19 protein-coding genes are annotated in these 16,415 nt (G+C 67.2%); 16 read left to right on the top strand and 3 right to left on the bottom strand.

From position 1 onward, the window contains the following. Position 1: 1 nt before the first annotated feature. The 14 genes from lptA (at position 2) to N7573_RS21165 (ending at position 11,875) form a co-directional block, all read left to right on the top strand. Positions 2-553, top strand: coding sequence for a lipopolysaccharide transport periplasmic protein LptA (gene lptA / locus N7573_RS21230; protein ID WP_071228063.1), 552 nt, complete (start codon positions 2-4; stop codon positions 551-553). Further along, the gene (gene lptB / locus N7573_RS21225; protein ID WP_032130193.1) at positions 553-1,272 is read left to right on the top strand and encodes an LPS export ABC transporter ATP-binding protein; all 720 of its coding nucleotides are present in this window, start codon (positions 553-555) and stop codon (positions 1,270-1,272) included. The genes lptA and lptB overlap by 1 nt, the downstream gene beginning before the upstream one ends. A gap of 40 nt (positions 1,273-1,312) precedes the next feature. Further along, positions 1,313-2,737, top strand: coding sequence for an RNA polymerase factor sigma-54 (locus N7573_RS21220; RefSeq protein WP_279913695.1), 1,425 nt, complete (start codon positions 1,313-1,315; stop codon positions 2,735-2,737). Positions 2,738-2,795: 58 nt separating this feature from the next. Next, positions 2,796-3,113 (top strand): ribosome-associated translation inhibitor RaiA, encoded by a 318-nt coding sequence (gene raiA / locus N7573_RS21215; RefSeq protein WP_004147311.1) that lies wholly within the window; start codon positions 2,796-2,798, stop codon positions 3,111-3,113. A gap of 21 nt (positions 3,114-3,134) precedes the next feature. Then, positions 3,135-3,587 (top strand): PTS sugar transporter subunit IIA, encoded by a 453-nt coding sequence (locus N7573_RS21210; protein ID WP_032130191.1) that lies wholly within the window; start codon positions 3,135-3,137, stop codon positions 3,585-3,587. Beyond that, positions 3,584-4,534: an HPr(Ser) kinase/phosphatase gene (gene hprK, locus N7573_RS21205; RefSeq protein ID WP_005408388.1), complete on the top strand. Its 951-nt coding sequence runs from the start codon at positions 3,584-3,586 to the stop codon at positions 4,532-4,534. Before N7573_RS21210 ends, hprK begins: the two co-directional genes overlap by 4 nt. A gap of 27 nt (positions 4,535-4,561) precedes the next feature. Then, positions 4,562-5,446 carry an RNase adapter RapZ gene (gene rapZ / locus N7573_RS21200; RefSeq protein WP_049400686.1) on the top strand — a complete coding sequence of 295 codons (885 nt, stop codon included), beginning with the start codon at positions 4,562-4,564 and terminating at the stop codon, positions 5,444-5,446. Between the two features lie 392 nt (positions 5,447-5,838). Continuing rightward, positions 5,839-6,231 carry a PTS fructose subfamily transporter subunit IIA gene (locus N7573_RS21195; protein ID WP_014036239.1) on the top strand — a complete coding sequence of 131 codons (393 nt, stop codon included), beginning with the start codon at positions 5,839-5,841 and terminating at the stop codon, positions 6,229-6,231. Then, positions 6,224-6,493: an HPr family phosphocarrier protein gene (locus N7573_RS21190; RefSeq protein ID WP_046983647.1), complete on the top strand. Its 270-nt coding sequence runs from the start codon at positions 6,224-6,226 to the stop codon at positions 6,491-6,493. Before N7573_RS21195 ends, N7573_RS21190 begins: the two co-directional genes overlap by 8 nt. Before the next feature lie 2 nt (positions 6,494-6,495). After that, positions 6,496-8,265 (top strand): phosphoenolpyruvate--protein phosphotransferase, encoded by a 1,770-nt coding sequence (gene ptsP / locus N7573_RS21185; protein ID WP_100437450.1) that lies wholly within the window; start codon positions 6,496-6,498, stop codon positions 8,263-8,265. Between the two features lie 194 nt (positions 8,266-8,459). Further along, positions 8,460-9,821: a magnesium transporter gene (mgtE, locus tag N7573_RS21180; RefSeq protein ID WP_010483662.1), complete on the top strand. Its 1,362-nt coding sequence runs from the start codon at positions 8,460-8,462 to the stop codon at positions 9,819-9,821. 59 nt (positions 9,822-9,880) lie between these two features. After that, positions 9,881-10,147 (top strand): hypothetical protein, encoded by a 267-nt coding sequence (locus tag N7573_RS21175; RefSeq protein ID WP_279913706.1) that lies wholly within the window; start codon positions 9,881-9,883, stop codon positions 10,145-10,147. A 70-nt stretch (positions 10,148-10,217) separates the two neighbouring features. Next, positions 10,218-11,036: a prolyl oligopeptidase family serine peptidase gene (locus tag N7573_RS21170; protein ID WP_279913707.1), complete on the top strand. Its 819-nt coding sequence runs from the start codon at positions 10,218-10,220 to the stop codon at positions 11,034-11,036. A gap of 347 nt (positions 11,037-11,383) precedes the next feature. Continuing rightward, the gene (locus N7573_RS21165) at positions 11,384-11,875 is read left to right on the top strand and encodes a transposase (protein WP_279913708.1); all 492 of its coding nucleotides are present in this window, start codon (positions 11,384-11,386) and stop codon (positions 11,873-11,875) included. A gap of 122 nt (positions 11,876-11,997) precedes the next feature. On the opposite strand, the gene N7573_RS21160 is transcribed toward N7573_RS21165, so the two are convergent. Genes N7573_RS21160 through N7573_RS21150 form a run of 3 tightly spaced genes read right to left on the bottom strand, consistent with a single transcriptional unit; the run spans position 11,998 to position 14,017 of the window. Beyond that, positions 11,998-12,948: an aspartate carbamoyltransferase catalytic subunit gene (locus tag N7573_RS21160; RefSeq protein ID WP_279913709.1), complete on the bottom strand. Its 951-nt coding sequence runs from the start codon at positions 12,946-12,948 to the stop codon at positions 11,998-12,000. Between the two features lie 15 nt (positions 12,949-12,963). Beyond that, positions 12,964-13,458 carry a Holliday junction resolvase RuvX gene (gene ruvX / locus N7573_RS21155; RefSeq protein ID WP_005408378.1) on the bottom strand — a complete coding sequence of 165 codons (495 nt, stop codon included), beginning with the start codon at positions 13,456-13,458 and terminating at the stop codon, positions 12,964-12,966. Then, positions 13,451-14,017: a YqgE/AlgH family protein gene (locus tag N7573_RS21150; protein ID WP_014036231.1), complete on the bottom strand. Its 567-nt coding sequence runs from the start codon at positions 14,015-14,017 to the stop codon at positions 13,451-13,453. Before N7573_RS21150 ends, ruvX begins: the two co-directional genes overlap by 8 nt. Before the next feature lie 91 nt (positions 14,018-14,108). On the opposite strand from N7573_RS21150, the gene N7573_RS21145 reads away from it, so the two are divergent. Next, complete coding sequence (locus N7573_RS21145) at positions 14,109-15,896, top strand: DUF4153 domain-containing protein (protein ID WP_279913710.1); 1,788 nt, start codon at positions 14,109-14,111, stop codon at positions 15,894-15,896. Then, positions 15,893-16,415, top strand: a 523-nt coding sequence (locus tag N7573_RS21140) for a DNA-3-methyladenine glycosylase I (RefSeq protein WP_279943276.1), incomplete at its 3' end; no start/stop codon positions are given. The genes N7573_RS21145 and N7573_RS21140, both read left to right, overlap by 4 nt.

The raw sequence follows: 16,415 nt of genomic DNA, 5'->3' as shown, positions 1-16,415 counted from the left end.
GATGAAGATTCCCTTTGCCGCCGTACTCGCGCTCGGTCTTCTTGTCCCCAGCGCCGCCTTCGCCAAGTCCACCGACCGCAACGAAGACATGCACATCGATTCCGGCGCCCAGTCGGGCACGCTCACCGGCGACGGCAAGACCGTGCTGTCGCAGGGCGTGATCATCACCCAGGGCACGCTGGACCTGCGCTCGTCCGAGGCCGAGATCTACCTCAAGGACGGCGAAGCGGTGCGTGTGGTGTTCACCGGCAAGCAGGCCAAGATGAAGCAGCAGCTCGATGATGGCACCTGGATGGACGCGCTGGCCGATCGCATCGACTACGACATCAAGACCGAGATCATCACCCTGACCGGCAACTACAAGGTCACCAGCGCGCGCGGCACCAATGCCGGCCAGCGCATGATCTACAACACCCGCACCGGCGAAATGAACTCCGGTGGCGACGGCAGCCGCGTGCGCACCGTCATCCCGCCGAAGAACAAGACCCCGGCCGCACCTGCGGCACAGCCCAAGGCCACCACGCCGGCACAGCCGGCCGGGAGCAGGAAGTAATGCTCGTCGCCAAGGGCCTGCGCAAGAAGTACAAGCAACGCGAAGTCGTCAAGGACTTCGGGCTGACCCTCGACGCCGGTGAAGTGGTCGGCCTGCTCGGCCCCAACGGCGCCGGCAAGACCACCTGCTTCTACATGATCGTCGGCCTGGTTGCCGCCGATGCTGGCAGCATCGTGCTCGACGGCAAGGACATCACCGGCGACCCGATGTATACCCGGGCCAAGCAGGGCGTGGGTTACCTGCCGCAGGAGCCGTCGGTGTTCCGCAAGCTGACCGTGGCCGACAACCTCCGCCTGGTACTGGAGCTGCGCGAAGACCTGGATTCGGCTGGCCGCGAGCGTGAATTGAACAGCCTGCTCGACGAACTGCAGCTGGGCCACGTCGCCGACCAGCTCGGCGCCAGCCTGTCCGGTGGCGAACGTCGCCGCTGCGAGATCGCCCGTGCCTTGGCCGCGCAGCCGCGCCTGATCCTGCTCGACGAACCGTTCGCCGGCGTCGACCCGATTTCCGTCGGCGAGATCCAGCGCATCGTCACCCATCTCAAGCAGCGTGGCATCGGCGTGCTGATCACTGACCACAACGTGCGCGAGACCTTGGGAATCTGCGACCGCGCGTATATTCTCGCTGAGGGCAGCGTGCTGGCCCAGGGCTCGCCGGAAGCGATCCTGGACAATGCCGACGTGCGTCGCGTCTACCTTGGGGATTCCTTCAAGCTGTGACGGCAAGCGCCGGGTCCCTCTCCTTCCTTTCGGCACAGGCATGAAGACTCGGCTGCAGACATCGTTGGGACAGCAGCTGGTGCTCACGCCCCAGTTGCAGCAGGCGATCAAGCTGCTGCAGATGTCCACCACCGAGCTGGAGCTGGAGATCGCCCAGGCGGTGGAAAGCAATCCGCTGCTGGACTGGGCCGACAGCAGCGACAGCAGCAGCGCCGGCAACGAAGGCAGCGATGGCAACGACGGTGACGCCCCGGCAGAACGTACCGATGCCGGTGACGACTGGGCACCGGCCGAACTGGACTGGAGCGCGGCCGGCAGCGGCGGCAGCTTCGACGATGACGACGACACCGGCAGCGCCGCCGAGCGCGTAGCCGAAACCGAAACACTGGCCGACCATCTGCTGTGGCAGCTGCATCTGTCGCATCTGTCCTCGCGTGATCGCAGTATCGGTGCCGCACTGATCGATGCGCTGGACGACGACGGTTACCTGCGCGAGCCGCTGGCCACCATCGCCGAAACCCTGTTGCCGGCGATCCACGCCGACGAGGACGAGATCCTCGCCGTGCTGCATCGCATCCAGCGTTTCGATCCGGTCGGTGTGGCTGCACGCACGCTGGGCGAATGCCTGCTGCTGCAGCTGGATGTGCTGGCCGGTGACACGCCCGGCCTGGTGCTGGCGCGACAGATTGCCGCAGGCCCGCTGGAACGGCTGCCGCGCAGCGGCGTCGCCGGGCTGGCCCATGAACTGAAACAGCCCCTGGACGAGGTCGAGACCGCAGTCACCCTGCTGCGCTCGCTGGACCCGCGCCCGGGCACGCAGATCGCACCGCTGTCGCAGGACACCTACGTGGTGCCGGATGTGGTGGTGTGGCGGCAGAACGGCGTATGGCGCGCAGCGCTGGCCGCGCATGCCGGGCCGAAGGTGGTGATCCACCGCGGCTACGAACAGCTGATCCGACGTTGTGGCGACGCCGATGCCGGCTACCTGCGTGCCCAGCTGCAGGAAGCGCGCTGGCTGCTGAAAGGGCTGCAGCAGCGTGGCGAAACCCTGCTGCGGGTGGTACGCAGCCTGATCCTGCAGCAGGCCGGCTTCCTCGAATTCGGCGAGCAGGCGCTGCGTCCACTGACCCTGCGCGAGATCGCCACCGAGCTCGGCCTGCACGAATCCACGGTCTCGCGCGCGATCGCCCGCAAGCACGTGCGTACCCCGCGCGGCACCCTGCCGCTGCGCGCCTTCTTCGCCTCGGGCATCGATACCGAGGGCGGTGGCGAGGCGTCCAGCACGGCCATCCAGGCGATGATCCGGCGCCTGATCGACGACGAGAACCCGCGCAAGCCGCTTTCTGACGCCAAGCTGGCTGACCTGCTCAAATCGTCGGGAATTCCAGTAGCGCGACGCACCGTGGCGAAGTATCGTGAAGCCATGAACATTTCCGCCTCGCACGAAAGGGTCAGAATCGCTTGACGCGCCGCCGCGCCCGGCGGAGAGGTTCATTGGCACATCCGAACACAGGAGAAACCCGATGCGCATCGAAACGTTTGGCAAAGATGTCGAAGTCACCCCGGCCCTGCAGTCCTATGTAGAGGAGAAGCTGGCTCGGATCGGCAAACACTTCGACCAGCACTGCGAAGCGCGGGTGACCCTCAAGCTGCAGAAGACCGAACACCACGTCGACGCCAGCCTCAACATTCCCGGCCAGACCCTGCACGCCGAGGCCAATGCCCAGACCATGTATGCCGCGATCGACCTGCTTGCGGACAAGCTTGACCGTCTGGTGATCAAGCACAAGGAGAAAAAACAGCAGCACGCACCGCTGCCGGTGGGCGACAATGGTGGCTGATCGCCACCGTTCCCCGCAGACATGCCCCTGACTGACCTCCTGGCGGCCGTGCAGACCCAGCTCTGCACGGCCACCGACCGCGACAGCGTCCTGCAGGCCGCCGCCGGGTTGCTGGCCTGCCGCCAGGCCAACGCCGAACAGATCTATCTGAACCTGTGCCAGCGCGAAGCGCTGGGCAGCACCGCGATCGGTCACGGTATCGCCATTCCCCACGGCCGCGCGCCAACCCTGGACCGCCCCCGCGGCGCCCTGCTGCGGTTGGCCACCCCGGTCGACTTCGGTGGCGACGAGCCGGTGGACCTGGTGTTCGCCATGGCCGTCCCCGCCCACTACACCCACCAGCACCTGATGCTGCTGTCCGAGCTGGCCGAGCTGTTTTCGGCGCCCGACATCCGCCAGGCCCTGCGCGAAGCGGGCGATGCCCGGGCGCTGCGCGAGGCGCTGGACATGACCCCACCTGCGAGTGCCGCATGAATACCAGCATCACCGCCCGTGAACTGTTCGAACAGCAGCGCGAGCGGCTGGGGCTGCGCTGGGCTGCCGGCAAGTCCGGCGAGAAGCGCGAGCTGGAGGCCGGCAACACGGTCTCGCGGCGTCCGTCGCTGGCCGGCTACCTCAATGCGATCTACCCCAACAAGGTGCAGATCCTGGGTACCGAGGAACTGTCCTGGCTGGATGCACTGGAACCGCGCCAGCGTTGGGAGACCATCGAAAAGATCATGCAGTCGCACCCGCTGGCGCTGGTGCTGACCCGCAACCAGGCCTGCCCGGAAGACCTGCGCGCCGCTGCTGACGAATCCGGCACGCCGCTGTGGCTGTCGCCCAAGCGCGGCCACGAACTGCTCAACCATCTGTCCTACCACCTGGCGCGTACGCTGGCGCCGCGGGTGATCCTGCATGGCGTGTTCATGGAGATCTACTCCATCGGCGTGCTGATCACCGGTGAGGCCGGATCGGGCAAGAGCGAGCTGGCGCTGGAACTGCTCAGCCGCGGCCACCGCCTGGTCGCCGATGATGCGCCCGAATTCACCCAGATCGCGCCCGACGTGCTCGATGGCACCTGCCCCGAACTGCTGCAGGACCTGCTGGAAGTGCGCGGCCTGGGCGTGCTGAACGTGCGCGAGATGTTCGGCGACACGGCTGTAAAGAAGAACAAGTACCTTCGGCTGATCGTCCACCTGACCAAGCCGATGACCGAGCCCACCCCGCATGGCTACGAGCGCCTGACCGGCGACTCGGGCACCCGCCATGTGCTGGACCTGGATGTACCGCTGATCACCCTGCCGGTGATGCCCGGCCGCAACCTGGCCGTGCTGACCGAGGCCGCGACCCGCCTGCACATCCTGCGCACCAAGGGCATCGACCCGGCGGCCATGTTCATCGCCCGCCACAGCAACCTGCTGGAACGGCGAACCCCCTGATTCCCCTGTCCTTCGAAGAGCCTGTCCATGAGCACCGTCACCCCCTCCGCCCCGACCCTGATCATCGTCAGCGGCCTGTCCGGCTCGGGTAAATCCGTCGCCCTGAAGACCTTCGAGGACCAGGACTACTACTGCTCGGACAACCTGCCGATCAATCTGCTGCCCGACTTCGTGCGCAGCCTGCTGGCCAACCACGACGGCAGCGCACCACGCCGCCTGGCCGTAGGCATCGACGTGCGCGGCCAAGCCGACCTGAGCCAGCTGGGCGACTGGCGGCAGCTGGCCACCGATGCCGGCGTGGAAGTGAAGGTGCTGTTCTTCGAGGCCAGCGACGAGGCCGTGCTCAAACGCTACGCCGACACCCGCCGCCGCCATCCACTGAGCCAGCTGGGCCTGTCGCTGCCCGAAGCGATCGCGCGTGAGCGTGAATTGACCGCGCCGCTGCGCCGCGAGGCCGATGCGGTGATCGATACCAGCAATCTCAACGTGCATCAGCTGCGGCGGCGGATCATCACCGAGTTCACGATGGACCATGCCACCGGCCTGTCGCTGCTGTTCGAATCGTTCGCCTACAAGCGCGGCGTGCCGGCCGAGGCTGACTTCGTGTTCGATGCGCGGGTGCTGCCCAATCCACACTGGGACCCGGATCTGCGTGCGCTGAGTGGCCGCGAACCGGGCGTGCGCGACTACCTGGAAGCGCAGCCGGACGTGCAGCGCTACCTGACCCAGCTGATGGATTTCCTCGATACCTGGCTGCCGAAGCTGGGGGATGGCACCCGCAGCTATGTGACCGTGGCCTTCGGCTGCACCGGCGGCAAGCACCGTTCGGTGTTCCTGGCCGAGCGCATGGCGCGGCATGCCCGCGAGATGGGCTGGGAAGACGTGGCGACCTACCACCGCGAACAGGATTGAGGGGGTCGGCCGGGCTGCGCCCGGCACCCGCAGAGGCCACGTCAACGGCAAGAGCGGGATTACGTGGGATGGCGGGGCGGTGTGGGTCTGCAGGACACGCCGTAAACCCGTCCATGGGGGCTCGATGGCGCCATCCATGGCGCCAACGGTCCTGCAGACCCACACCGCCCCACCTCTGACAGATTCCGTGTGCTGTTGGTAGGTGTCGACCTTGGTCGACACGGTAGATCCACGCCATGCGTGGATGAATCCCGGTCAGGCATCGAAAAACGGGTGGGGTCGGATCCTTTTGCAACGGAAATGGGCTCCGACCCGAGCAACGCTGAATACGGGACACAGTGCCCCTCATCTGCTGCTATCGCCAATTCACCTTGACCTGTTAACGTGCAGTAATGACCTGTGGCATTCTCCTCGTAACACATCCCGGGGTCGGGACCGCCCTGCTAGACGTGGCGACCCGGCTCCTGCGGCAATTGCCGCTGAAAACCGAAGCTTTCGAAGTACCGTTCGACGCAGACCTGGACGCCCTGCTCCCGCTCGCCTCGGCCGCTCTGCGGCGGGTCGACAGTGGTGAAGGCGTGCTGATCCTGACCGACCTGTACGGCGCCAGCCCCGCCAACCTTGCCGGGCAGCTGGCCCGGCTGGGGACCCCGGTTCGCCGGGTGTCGGCGCTGAGCCTGCCGATGTTGCTGCGGGTGATGAATTATCCGGAACAGGGACTGGATCAACTGCCCGCCACAGCCGCGGCGGGTACCCGTAATGGAGCGATAGTCGACGATGCTTGAACGAGAACTCACCGTGAGCAACCGCCTGGGCCTGCACGCCCGGGCCACCGCCAAGCTGGTGCAGACCCTGGCGCCGTTCCGCTGCAACGTGACCATGGCCGCCAAGGGCCGTGAGATCAACGCCAAGAGCATCATGGGCGTGATGCTGCTAGCCGCCGGCCAGGGCACCCCGGTCACGGTGCGCATCAACGGCGAGGACGAAGCCGCCGCGATGGAAGCGGTGGTCGGCCTGTTCGAACGCCGCTTCGACGAGGACAACTGAGCGTGCCACGCGCGCGCGCCGGCCAGGTCCCTTCCGGCCAGCGGCCGGTACAGCTGCTGGCCGGGCACGGCGCTGCCCGTGGCGCGGCGATGGGCCGGGCGCGGGTGCGCCTGCCACATGCGCTGGAAGTGGCCGAGCAGCGCGTCGCCGCCCATCAGGTCGAGGCCGAGCTGGCCCGCCTGCACCGCGCGGTGGATGCCGCGCGCACGGAAATGCACGAACTGCGGCAGCGCCTGCATGGCGCCCTGAACCAGGAGGTGGGCGAGTTCCTCGACCTGCATGCCCTGCTGCTGGACGACCCCGAGCTGTTGTTCGGGCTGGACGAACTGATCCGCAGCGGCCCCTACAGCGCCGGCTATGCGTTGCGCCTGCAGCGTGACCGCCTGGCCAAGGTCTTCGATGGCATGGACGATGCCTATCTGAAGAGCCGCATGGACGACCTCGACCATGTGATCGGCCGCATCCACGCCTTCCTGCAGCCCGAACGGCCGCCGGTGATGAAAGGCCTGGCCGGTGAAATCCTGGTCTGCGACAACATCGCGCCCTCCGAGCTTGCCCAGTTGCAGGCGCAGGGCGTGGTCGGCATCGTCACCGCCGCCGGCAGCGCGCTGTCGCACAGTGCGATCCTGGCGCGCAGCCTGCACCTGCCCTTGATCGTCAACGTGCCGCAGCTGCTCAGCCGCATCGCCGATGGCGACGTGCTGATCATCGATGGCGCCGACGGCAGCATCACCGCCAACCCGCAGGCCGACAACCTGCGCGACTACCGCGCGCGCCTGAAAGAACATGCGCGCGAGCAGCGCGAGCTCGGCCGCCTGCGCAGCAAACCCAGCCGTACCCGCGACCAGGTCGACATCGCCCTGCTGGCCAATGCCGAATCGCTGGAGGACGTCACCCAGGCGCATGCGCTGGGCGCGCAGGGGCTGGGCCTGTACCGCACCGAATTCCTGTTCCTGCAGCGCAACGAGCTGCCGGACGAAGAAGAACAGTTCCAGACCTACCGCGATGCCGCGTTGGGCATGAGCGGGCGACCGGTCACCATCCGCACGCTCGATCTGGGCGCGGACAAGGCCGACCGCACCGGCCTGACCCTGAGCAACGAAGAAAACCCGGCCCTGGGACTGCGCGGCGTACGCCTGTCGCTGGCACGGCCCAAGGTGGCCGACACCCAGCTGCGCGCGATCCTGCGCGCCTCGGCCTACGGCAAGCTGCGCGTGCTGGTGCCGATGGTCAGCACCCGCGAGGAACTGCTGGCGGTGCGCCGGCGCATGCTCAAGCTGACCGAACAGCTGCGCAGCGAAGGCCACATGGTGTCCGACCATGTGCCGCTGGGGGCGATGATCGAGGTGCCCGCTGCGGCGTTGGCGCTGGAGAGCTTCATCGACCTGGTCGACTTCCTGTCGATCGGCACCAACGACCTGGTGCAGTACCTGCTGGCCGCTGACCGCAACAACGAGGCACTGGGCGAGCTGTATTCGCCGCTGCATCCGGCCGTGCTGCGGTTGCTGCAGATGGTGATCGAGACCGGCGCGCGGCATCGCATTCCGGTGGCGGTCTGCGGTGAGATGGCCGGTGATGCACGGATGACTCCGCTGCTGCTGGCGCTGGGCCTGAGCGAATTCAGCCTGCACCCCGGCACACTGCTGGAGGTGCGCCGCGCGATCCGCGAGGCCGACCTGGCCGCGCTGCGCGCGCGCGCTCCGAAGCTGCTGGCCGCACGCGACCGCCGCGCGATCGAGCGCTGGCTGGCGCTGGTGGCGGATACGCCCTGAGCGCCAAGGGTAGTGCCGGCCGCTGGCCGGCAACCTCATGGCCTTCGATGGGGCCGCTTGCCGGCCAGAGGCCGGCACTACCACCGCCCGGCGGCTATGCGTTGAAACATCCCCTTGCGATAATGACGCGCTGAACACCCCTGTTGCCGCATCCTTGCCGGGATCGCGGCTTTTCTTATCCCGCGGGAGCTGCGATGGCTGAAGCTGTACGCCACGACAAGACTGCGCGCCAACTGCGGATGCTGTCCGACGCACTGGACAGCGGTCGGCTGGGCCCGGTGCGCCGCCTGGTCAACACCCTGGCCCCGGCCGAGATCGGCAACCTGCTCGAATCGCTGCCGCCGGGCAAGCGCGAGGTGGTCTGGGGCCTGGTCGATCCGGAAGATGACGGTGAGGTGCTGGTCCACGTCGGCGACGACGTGCGCGAGAGCCTGCTCGCCGACATGGACCCGGACGAGATCATCGCCGCGGTCGAAGACCTGGACATCGACGATCTGGCCGACCTGGTCGAAGATCTGCCGGACACGGTCATCGACGAAGTCCTCAAGTCGATGGACCGCGAGAACCGCGAGCGCCTGGAGCAGGTGCTGTCCTACCCCGAGGACAGCGCCGGCCGTCTGATGAACCCGGACGTGGTGACCGTGCGCGCCGACGTCAACGTTGACGTGGTGCTGCGCTACCTGCGCCTGCGTGGCGAACTGCCCGACCACACCGACCACCTGTTCGTGGTCAGCCGGCGCCATCAATACCTCGGCCGGGTGTCGCTGGCGGCACTGGTGACCCACGAGGACACCACCCCGATCAACCGCCTGATCGACGACGAGCAACCGGCGATCGATGTCGGCGAAAGCGACCAGGAAGTCGCCCGCCAGTTCTCCGACCATGACTGGATCTCCGCGCCGGTGGTGGACGACAACAACATCCTGGTCGGCCGCATCACCATCGATGACGTGGTCGACATCATCCGTGGACAGGCCGAGCACCAGGCGCTGGGCGCCGCCGGCCTGGACGAGGACGAAGATCTTTTCAGCCCGGTCTGGCGCGCCATGCGCCGCCGCCTGATGTGGCTGTCGGTCAATCTGTGCACGGCATTCCTGGCGTCCAGCGTGGTCGGCCACTTCGAGGGCACCATCGACAAGCTGGTGGCGCTGGCGGTGCTGATGCCGATCGTTGCGGGCCTCGGAGGCAACGCCGGCACCCAGGTGCTGGCGCTGATGGTGCGCGGCCTGGCGCTGGGCCAGGTGGGCGCCTCCAACGCGCGCACGCTGCTGTGGAAGGAAGTGCGGGTCGCCTTGTTGAACGGCGTGATGCTGGGTTCGGTGCTGGGCCTGATCGTATTGGCCTGGTTCCATTCACCCGGACTGTCGGCGGTGATCGCCATCGCGCTGACCTGCAACCTGCTGTTCGCCGCGTTGGCCGGCGTGCTGGTGCCACTGACCCTGAAACGCTTCGGCTTCGACCCGGCGCTGGCCAGCGGCATCTTCCTGACCGCCGTGACCGACTCGATGGGCTTCTTCACCTTCCTCGGCCTGGCCACCCTGGTGCTGCTGCACTGACCGCATCAAGGATCGGGGCCCGCCAAGCGGGGCTCGGACCCCACTCAACGGGAACACCCATGGCAACAACGATAGAAAACTACTTCCAGCCCGGCTGGCGCGACCAGCAGCACACCTGCCCGGCCTGCGAATGGAAGGGCAGCTCGCGTGCCATGGAGATGGAGCTGGACGAGGACGCCACCGAGTACGACTGCCCGGTCTGCGAGAACCCGCTGCTGGTGGTGCTGCACCCGGATATGGCGCAGGTGCAGGCTGCAGCCGCCGAAGGCAATGCCGAGGCACAGGAGCAGCTGGACATCATCGCCAGCTTCCCGCGCCCGGAGTGACGCAGCGCATGATGCCGGGCCGACGTTGGCGGACTACGATGCAGGCGTTCTCGCCGCTTCGGAAAACCCCATGGTCCGTCTGCTGTCGCGCTGGCTGCCATTGCTGGCCCTTCTGATGATGAGCGGTTGCACTTCGCTGCCGGACAGCGCGCGTGGCCGCTTCGAAGCACGTGCGGTGAAGGTGGACGGGCACACGGCTTACTACCAGGTGTTCATTCCCGCGGGCCTGCAGGCCCACAGCCCTGGTGGGCAGACGCCCGCAACCTCCAACGTCCCGGTCATCCTGTTCCTGCACGGTTCGGGCGAGCGCGGCGCCGATGGCATCAAGCAGACCCACGCCGGGCTGGGGCCTTATCTGCGCGAGCATCCCGACTTCCCTGCCCTGGTGGTGTTTCCACAGGTACCGGGCCATGAGGAATGGAGCGGCCGCAACAACCGTGCGGCCGTTGCCGCGCTGGACGCGACGATCGCCGAGTTCGGCGCCGACCCGGCACGGCAGTACCTGACCGGCATGTCGATGGGCGGCTACGGCAGCTGGAACATCGCCCTGGATGACCCGCGCCGCTTCGCCGCGATCGTCCCCGTGTGCGGTGCCGTGCTGGCACCACGCGCAAAGCGCCCGACCCTGTTCGTCGAGCAGGTCGCCCAGGAAACCGATCCGTATGCCGTGATCGCGCAACGCCTGCAGCACACGCCGGTCTGGATCTTCCACGGCGCGCTGGACGACGTGGTGCCACCGGATGACGACCGCAGGCTGCACAGCGCATTCCAGAGCGCCGCTGCACGCGACGTGCGCTACACCGAGTACCCGGAAGGCAATCACAATGCCTGGGACGCTACCTACGCCGACCCGGCAATGTGGGCGTGGCTGTTCGCGCAGAAGCGCTGAACCGCAGTTTCTCGTAGCTGCCAACCTGGGTTGGCACTGACTGCTCTGGTAGTTGCCAACCTTGGTTGGCACTGACTGCTCTGGTAGTTGCCAACCTTGGTTGGCATTGACTGCTCTGGTAGTTGCCAACCTTGGTTGGCATTGACTGCTCCGGTAGTTGCCAACCTTGGTTGGCATTGACTGCTCTGGTAGTTGCCAACCTTGGTTGGCATTGACTGCTCTGGTAGTTGCCAACCTTGGTTGGCATTGACTGCTCTGGTAGTTGCCAACCTTGGTTGGCACTGGCCTACCTGAAACCAAGCCACTCCCCGATGTTCACTGGAAGCAGGCCCATCCATGCTTGCTCCATGCAGAACACACGTCTCCTGCTCGGTCGTCGCTCCAGCGTCGGCCTCAGCTATATCCTCACCACAGTCGTCCATGACCGCGCACCGCTCTTCACCAACGCCGCAGTGGTCGCCTTGGCAGTGCGCGAATTCCAGCGACTTGATCAGGAAGGCTTCACCCGCTCGATTGCCTACGTGGTCATGCCCGACCACATTCACTGGCTGGTTGAACTGCGCGCCGGGTCACTGGAAACCGTCATGAAGCGTTTCAAGTCGCGCACAGCCCAGCAGGCAAACCGGCTGCTGGGGCGAGTCGGGCGCTTCTGGCAGGCCTGCTATCACGATCATGCGATCCGCTCGGACGAATCGTTGCACCGACATGCGATGTACCTGATGGGAAATCCGATCAGGGCCGGGCTGACGTCGCGGTTGGGGCAATATCCCCATGCATGGTGCGAATGGGAGCTTGGGGCATCATGTGATCTACCCGATGACATGAGCTCCGGTGGATAGTGCCAACCAAGGTTGGCATCTACCAAAGCGGTGCGCGGACAAGCGGAGCGGTGAGTGTGCCAACCAAGGTTGGCACCCACCACAACAGCAGTACCAACCAAGGTTGGCACCCACCAAAGTGGTCAGCCCAGCAGCGTTTCCAGCACGGCCATGCGCACGGCGACGCCGTTGGCGACCTGGCGCAGCACCCACGACTGCGGGCCGTCGGCCACCTCGTCGGTCACTTCCACGCCGCGGTTGATCGGGCCTGGATGCAGCACGGCTGCATCCTTGCCGGCGCGGGCCAGGCGTTCGTTGGTCAGGCCGTACTGCGCGTGGTACTGCTCCAGTGACGGCACCAGGCCTTCTTCCATGCGCTCGCGCTGCAGGCGCAGCATCATCAGCGCGTCGACGCCTTCCAGCATCGCGTCGAAATCATCACCGACCACGCAGCCTTTCAGGGTCTCGTCGTCCGGCAGCAGCGACTGCGGGCCGCACACGCGGATCTCGCCCACGCCGAGCGTACGCAGCGCATGCAGGTCGGTGCGGGCCACGCGCGAGTGCTTCACGTCGCCAACGATCACCACTTTCATCTTCGAGAAATCCGGGCCCTTGGCCTGGCGCAGGGTCAGCATGTCCAGCAGGCCCTGGGTCGGGTGCGCGCTGCGCCCGTCACCGGCGTTGATCAGTGCAGTGCCCTCACCCGCTGCCTCGGCCAGTGCGGCCACGGCGCCATCATCGGGGTGGCGCACCACGAAGCCGCGCACGCCCATCGCCTCCAGGTTGCGCAGCGTGTCGCAGGCGGTTTCGCCCTTGCGCGTGGACGAGGTCGATGCATCGAAGTTCAGTACGTCGGCGCCCAGGCGCTGCGCGGCCAGCTGGAACGAGCTGCGGGTGCGCGTGGACGGTTCGAAGAACAGCGTGCACACCGCTGAGCCGGCCAGCACCTGGCGCTTGTTGCCGACACGACCGACCGCGGCATCGCGGATCTGGCCGGCGCGGTCAAGCAGCTGCAGCAGGGTGTCGCGCGGAAGGCCTTCGAGGGTCAGCAGGTGGCGCAGGCGGCCGGAGGCATCGAGTTGCTGGGCGGTCATGGCGGTGTCGGGCAGTCAGGGAATGGGGGTGGCGTCGTCCGGCGACGACAGCCAACGGTCAATGATCACCGCCGCGGCAACGGCATCGAGGGCGGCCGCATCACGGCGGCGCTTGCGCCCTTCGGCGCGCTCGACGGCGAAGCGGCGGGCGGCCTCGACCGAGCTGGAACGCTCGTCGATCATCACCACCGGCAGCTTGAAACGTTCCCGCAGCTGGCGGGCAAAGCCCTGCGCGCGCTTGCGGTTGGGCTGGTCCTGGCCGTCCAGGGTCAGCGGGTCGCCGACCACCAGGCCGTCGGGCTTCCATTCCTTGAGCAGGCGTTCGATCGCGGTCCAGTCCGGGCCGTTGCCATGCACATCGACCACCGCCACCGCGCGCGCATGCGCAGCGAAGGCACTGCCGATGGCCACGCCGATGCGGCGCGAGCCGACATCGAACCCCAGAACGGTGCCATCACGGCGGATTGCCGGGGCAGCAGAATCCGGCGCGGGCGTGATGGGCTCAGACATGGCCGCTGTAGTCGGTCAGCCGGAACAGGTCCACACCGATACGCGAGGCTGCACCCTGCCAACGCTGCTCCAGCGGCAGCTGGAACACCAGCTCGGCGTCGGCCGGTACGGTCAGCCAGCTGTTCTCGGACAGCTCGCTTTCCAGCTGCCCCGCGCCCCAGCCCGCACAGCCCAGCGTGACCACGGCATTGGCCGGGCCTTCGCCGCGCGCCATCGCTTCGAGGATGTCGCGCGAGGTGGTCAGGTACAGGCCTTCGCCCACGGTCAGGCTGGAATCCCACGCCCGCGCGTCGTCATGGATGACGAAGCCGCGCTCGGGATGCACCGGGCCGCCGTTGAGCACCATGCGCGCCTGCAGGTCGCCATCACCGGTGGTGATGTCCATCTGAGCCAGCACTTCCCCCAGCGTGTACTCGGAAGGCTGGTTGACCAGCACGCCCATCGCCCCGTTCTCGTCGTGCTGGCAGATCAGCGCGACGCTGCGGGCAAAGGTCGCGTCGAGCAGCGACGGCAGCGCGACGAGCAGGTGATCGGCAAGGGAAGTCGGCGTAACAGGCATGGGCCCATTCTACCTGCTGGGGGCGGGATGGTCGCGCGATGGCGCCGAACCGCGATGGGCTACGATGGTGCTTTGCCATGGAAGGTCGTCGATGCAGTCTTCATCGCCCCTGACCCTGCCGGCACGCAGCGCCATCGTCCTGATCGCGCTGCTGCAGGGCCTGATGCTGTATGCCGCGCAGGAGCTGTCCGATGCGTGGCCGTTCCGCGATATCGGCTGGCGCTACTGCTGGTATGCCTGGGTGCTGGCCATTCCCAGCGCGGTGGCGCTGAGCCTGGTCGAGCTGGGCCAGCGCCGCCTGTGGCTGCAGGCCGCGCTCGGCTCGGCGGTGGTGCTGGCGCTGGCCGCCTGGATCGGCTGGAACCTCAACGGCGAGACCGCACTGGAATCGGGCGCGCTGCAGTTCCCGCTGACCGTGGGCATGGCCGTAGCAGTGTTCGTGGCCCTGCCCTGGTGGCAGTTCCAGCTGCAGCACGGGCATTGGCGCGCCAGCTATCCGGAGCTGTTCGAGCGCGCCTGGCAGAACGGCCTGACCCTGGCCCTGGCGGCGCTGTTCACCGGGCTGACCTGGCTGCTGTTGTGGCTGTGGGCGGCGCTGTTCCAGCTGCTCGACGTGACCATCTTCCGCGACCTGTTCCGGCAGGACGCGTTCATCGCGCTGGCCACCGGCAGCCTGGCCGGGTTCGGCGTGCTGATCGGGCGCACCCAGCACCGCGCGATCCAGATCACCCGCCAGGTGCTGTTCGCGATCTGCCGCGGGCTGCTGCCGCTGCTCTCGTTCATCGCCGTGCTGTTCGTGCTGAGCCTGCCGCTGACCGGGCTGGAGCCGCTGTGGAAGACCCGCTCGGCCGCCAGCCTGCTGCTGGTGCTGTCGCTGCTGCTGGTGTCATTCACCAATGCGGTCTACCAGCAAGGCGACGACACCGCGCCCTACCCCGTCGTGCTGCGCCGGCTGGTCGAGGCCAGTCTGCTGGCGCTGCCGGTCTATGCGGTGCTGGCGCTGTATGCACTGGGCCTGCGCGTGGTGCAGTACGGCTGGACCCTGGACCGCTTCTGGGCGGTGCTGATCGCGCTGGCCGTGGCTGGCTATGCCGTGGGCTATGCACTGGCGGTGCTGCGCCGGCAGCCCCGCTGGTTGCAGACACTGGAACCGGTCAACCGCTGGATGTGCTGGGTGGTGCTGGCATTGGCCTTGCTGGGCAACTCGCCGCTGCTGGACCCGGTGCGGCTGACCCTGTCCAGCCAGTTGGCGCGCCTGCGTGCGGACCCGCCAGCGATCACCAGCAGTGACGTCAACGTGCTGCGCTTCGATCTTGGGCGCCGTGGCGTGCAGGCGCTGCGCGAGCTGCAGCGTGATCCGGCCATCACCGCCGATGCCAACGCGCCACAGGTGATCGCTGCCGCGCTGGCACGTACCTCGCGCTGGGACGATGGACAGCGCCTGGACAAGGGTCTGCAGGACGTCGCCGCCCTGCAGCGCGCGCTGAAGCTGGCCAAGGGATCCAGCTCGCCACCGGACGATTGGTGGCAGGCACTGGCCACCCGCGCGATCAATGGCGAATCCTGCGCCCAGAGCGAGCGCGACTGCCTGATCGTGCATCGCGACCTGGATGGCGACGGCAGCACCGAGGTGCTGCTGTGTGAGCTGTACACCCACCGTGGGCCGGACTGCGTGCTGTACGCACGTGGCGGGGATGGCCAGTGGCGCCGGGCCGGTTCGCTGTTCGGCACCGTCAGCGGCCAGGCCGAGGCGATCAACCAAGCCCTGCGTGACGGCAAACTCACGCTTGTGCCACCGCGCTGGCCGATGCTGTCCATCGGCGGGCGCCCCGCGGTGGCCATCGATCCCGAACCCGAATCCAACGAGTCTTCTCCATGAGCGGTTACTGCCTCATCGCCCCGGGCCATCCGGTGCACGACTACTACCACGCCAACGAATACGGCTTCCCGCAGCGTGACGAGCGCGAGCTGTTCGAGCGGCTGGTGCTGGAGATCAACCAGGCCGGCCTCAGCTGGGAGACCATCCTGAAGAAGCGCGAGGGCTTCCGCGCGGCCTATGACGGCTTCGATGTGGATCGGGTTGCAGCCTACGCCGAGCAGGACATCGAACGGCTGCTGTCGGACGCGGGCATCATCCGCAACCGGCTGAAGGTGCTGGCGGCGATCCACAACGCACAGGTGATCCAGCAGCTGCGGGCCAGCCACGGCAGCTTCGCGGCGTGGCTGGACGCGCACCATCCGCGCAGCAAGGCCGACTGGGTGAAGCTGTTCAAGAAGACGTTCCGCTTCACCGGCGGCGAGATCACCGGCGAATTCCTGATGAGCCTGGGCTACCTGCCCGGTGCGCACGCCGAGGACTGCCCGGTGCATGCGCGGCTGCTGACGCTGTCGCCGCCGT

The sequence above is a fragment of the Stenotrophomonas sp. GD04054 genome, assembly GCF_029836955.1.
In the GTDB taxonomy this organism is placed as follows: domain Bacteria; phylum Pseudomonadota; class Gammaproteobacteria; order Xanthomonadales; family Xanthomonadaceae; genus Stenotrophomonas; species Stenotrophomonas maltophilia_A.
Note: the sequence above shows the minus strand (reverse complement) of the source record. Positions and strands in the feature narration are given on the sequence as shown.

Excerpts from the sequence above, each read along its gene's own strand:
- lptA (WP_071228063.1), top strand. The coding sequence starts at position 2 with ATGAAGATTCCCTTTGCCGCCGTACTCGCGCTCGGTCTTCTTGTCCCC.
- lptB (WP_032130193.1), top strand. The coding sequence starts at position 553 with ATGCTCGTCGCCAAGGGCCTGCGCAAGAAGTACAAGCAACGCGAAGTC.
- N7573_RS21220 (WP_279913695.1), top strand. The coding sequence starts at position 1,313 with ATGAAGACTCGGCTGCAGACATCGTTGGGACAGCAGCTGGTGCTCACG.
- raiA (WP_004147311.1), top strand. The coding sequence starts at position 2,796 with ATGCGCATCGAAACGTTTGGCAAAGATGTCGAAGTCACCCCGGCCCTG.
- N7573_RS21210 (WP_032130191.1), top strand. The coding sequence starts at position 3,135 with ATGCCCCTGACTGACCTCCTGGCGGCCGTGCAGACCCAGCTCTGCACG.
- hprK (WP_005408388.1), top strand. The coding sequence starts at position 3,584 with ATGAATACCAGCATCACCGCCCGTGAACTGTTCGAACAGCAGCGCGAG.
- rapZ (WP_049400686.1), top strand. The coding sequence starts at position 4,562 with ATGAGCACCGTCACCCCCTCCGCCCCGACCCTGATCATCGTCAGCGGC.
- N7573_RS21195 (WP_014036239.1), top strand. The coding sequence starts at position 5,839 with ATGACCTGTGGCATTCTCCTCGTAACACATCCCGGGGTCGGGACCGCC.
- N7573_RS21190 (WP_046983647.1), top strand. The coding sequence starts at position 6,224 with ATGCTTGAACGAGAACTCACCGTGAGCAACCGCCTGGGCCTGCACGCC.
- mgtE (WP_010483662.1), top strand. The coding sequence starts at position 8,460 with ATGGCTGAAGCTGTACGCCACGACAAGACTGCGCGCCAACTGCGGATG.
- N7573_RS21175 (WP_279913706.1), top strand. The coding sequence starts at position 9,881 with ATGGCAACAACGATAGAAAACTACTTCCAGCCCGGCTGGCGCGACCAG.
- N7573_RS21170 (WP_279913707.1), top strand. The coding sequence starts at position 10,218 with ATGGTCCGTCTGCTGTCGCGCTGGCTGCCATTGCTGGCCCTTCTGATG.
- N7573_RS21165 (WP_279913708.1), top strand. The coding sequence starts at position 11,384 with ATGCAGAACACACGTCTCCTGCTCGGTCGTCGCTCCAGCGTCGGCCTC.
- N7573_RS21160 (WP_279913709.1), bottom strand. The coding sequence starts at position 12,948 with ATGACCGCCCAGCAACTCGATGCCTCCGGCCGCCTGCGCCACCTGCTG.
- ruvX (WP_005408378.1), bottom strand. The coding sequence starts at position 13,458 with ATGTCTGAGCCCATCACGCCCGCGCCGGATTCTGCTGCCCCGGCAATC.
- N7573_RS21150 (WP_014036231.1), bottom strand. The coding sequence starts at position 14,017 with ATGCCTGTTACGCCGACTTCCCTTGCCGATCACCTGCTCGTCGCGCTG.
- N7573_RS21145 (WP_279913710.1), top strand. The coding sequence starts at position 14,109 with ATGCAGTCTTCATCGCCCCTGACCCTGCCGGCACGCAGCGCCATCGTC.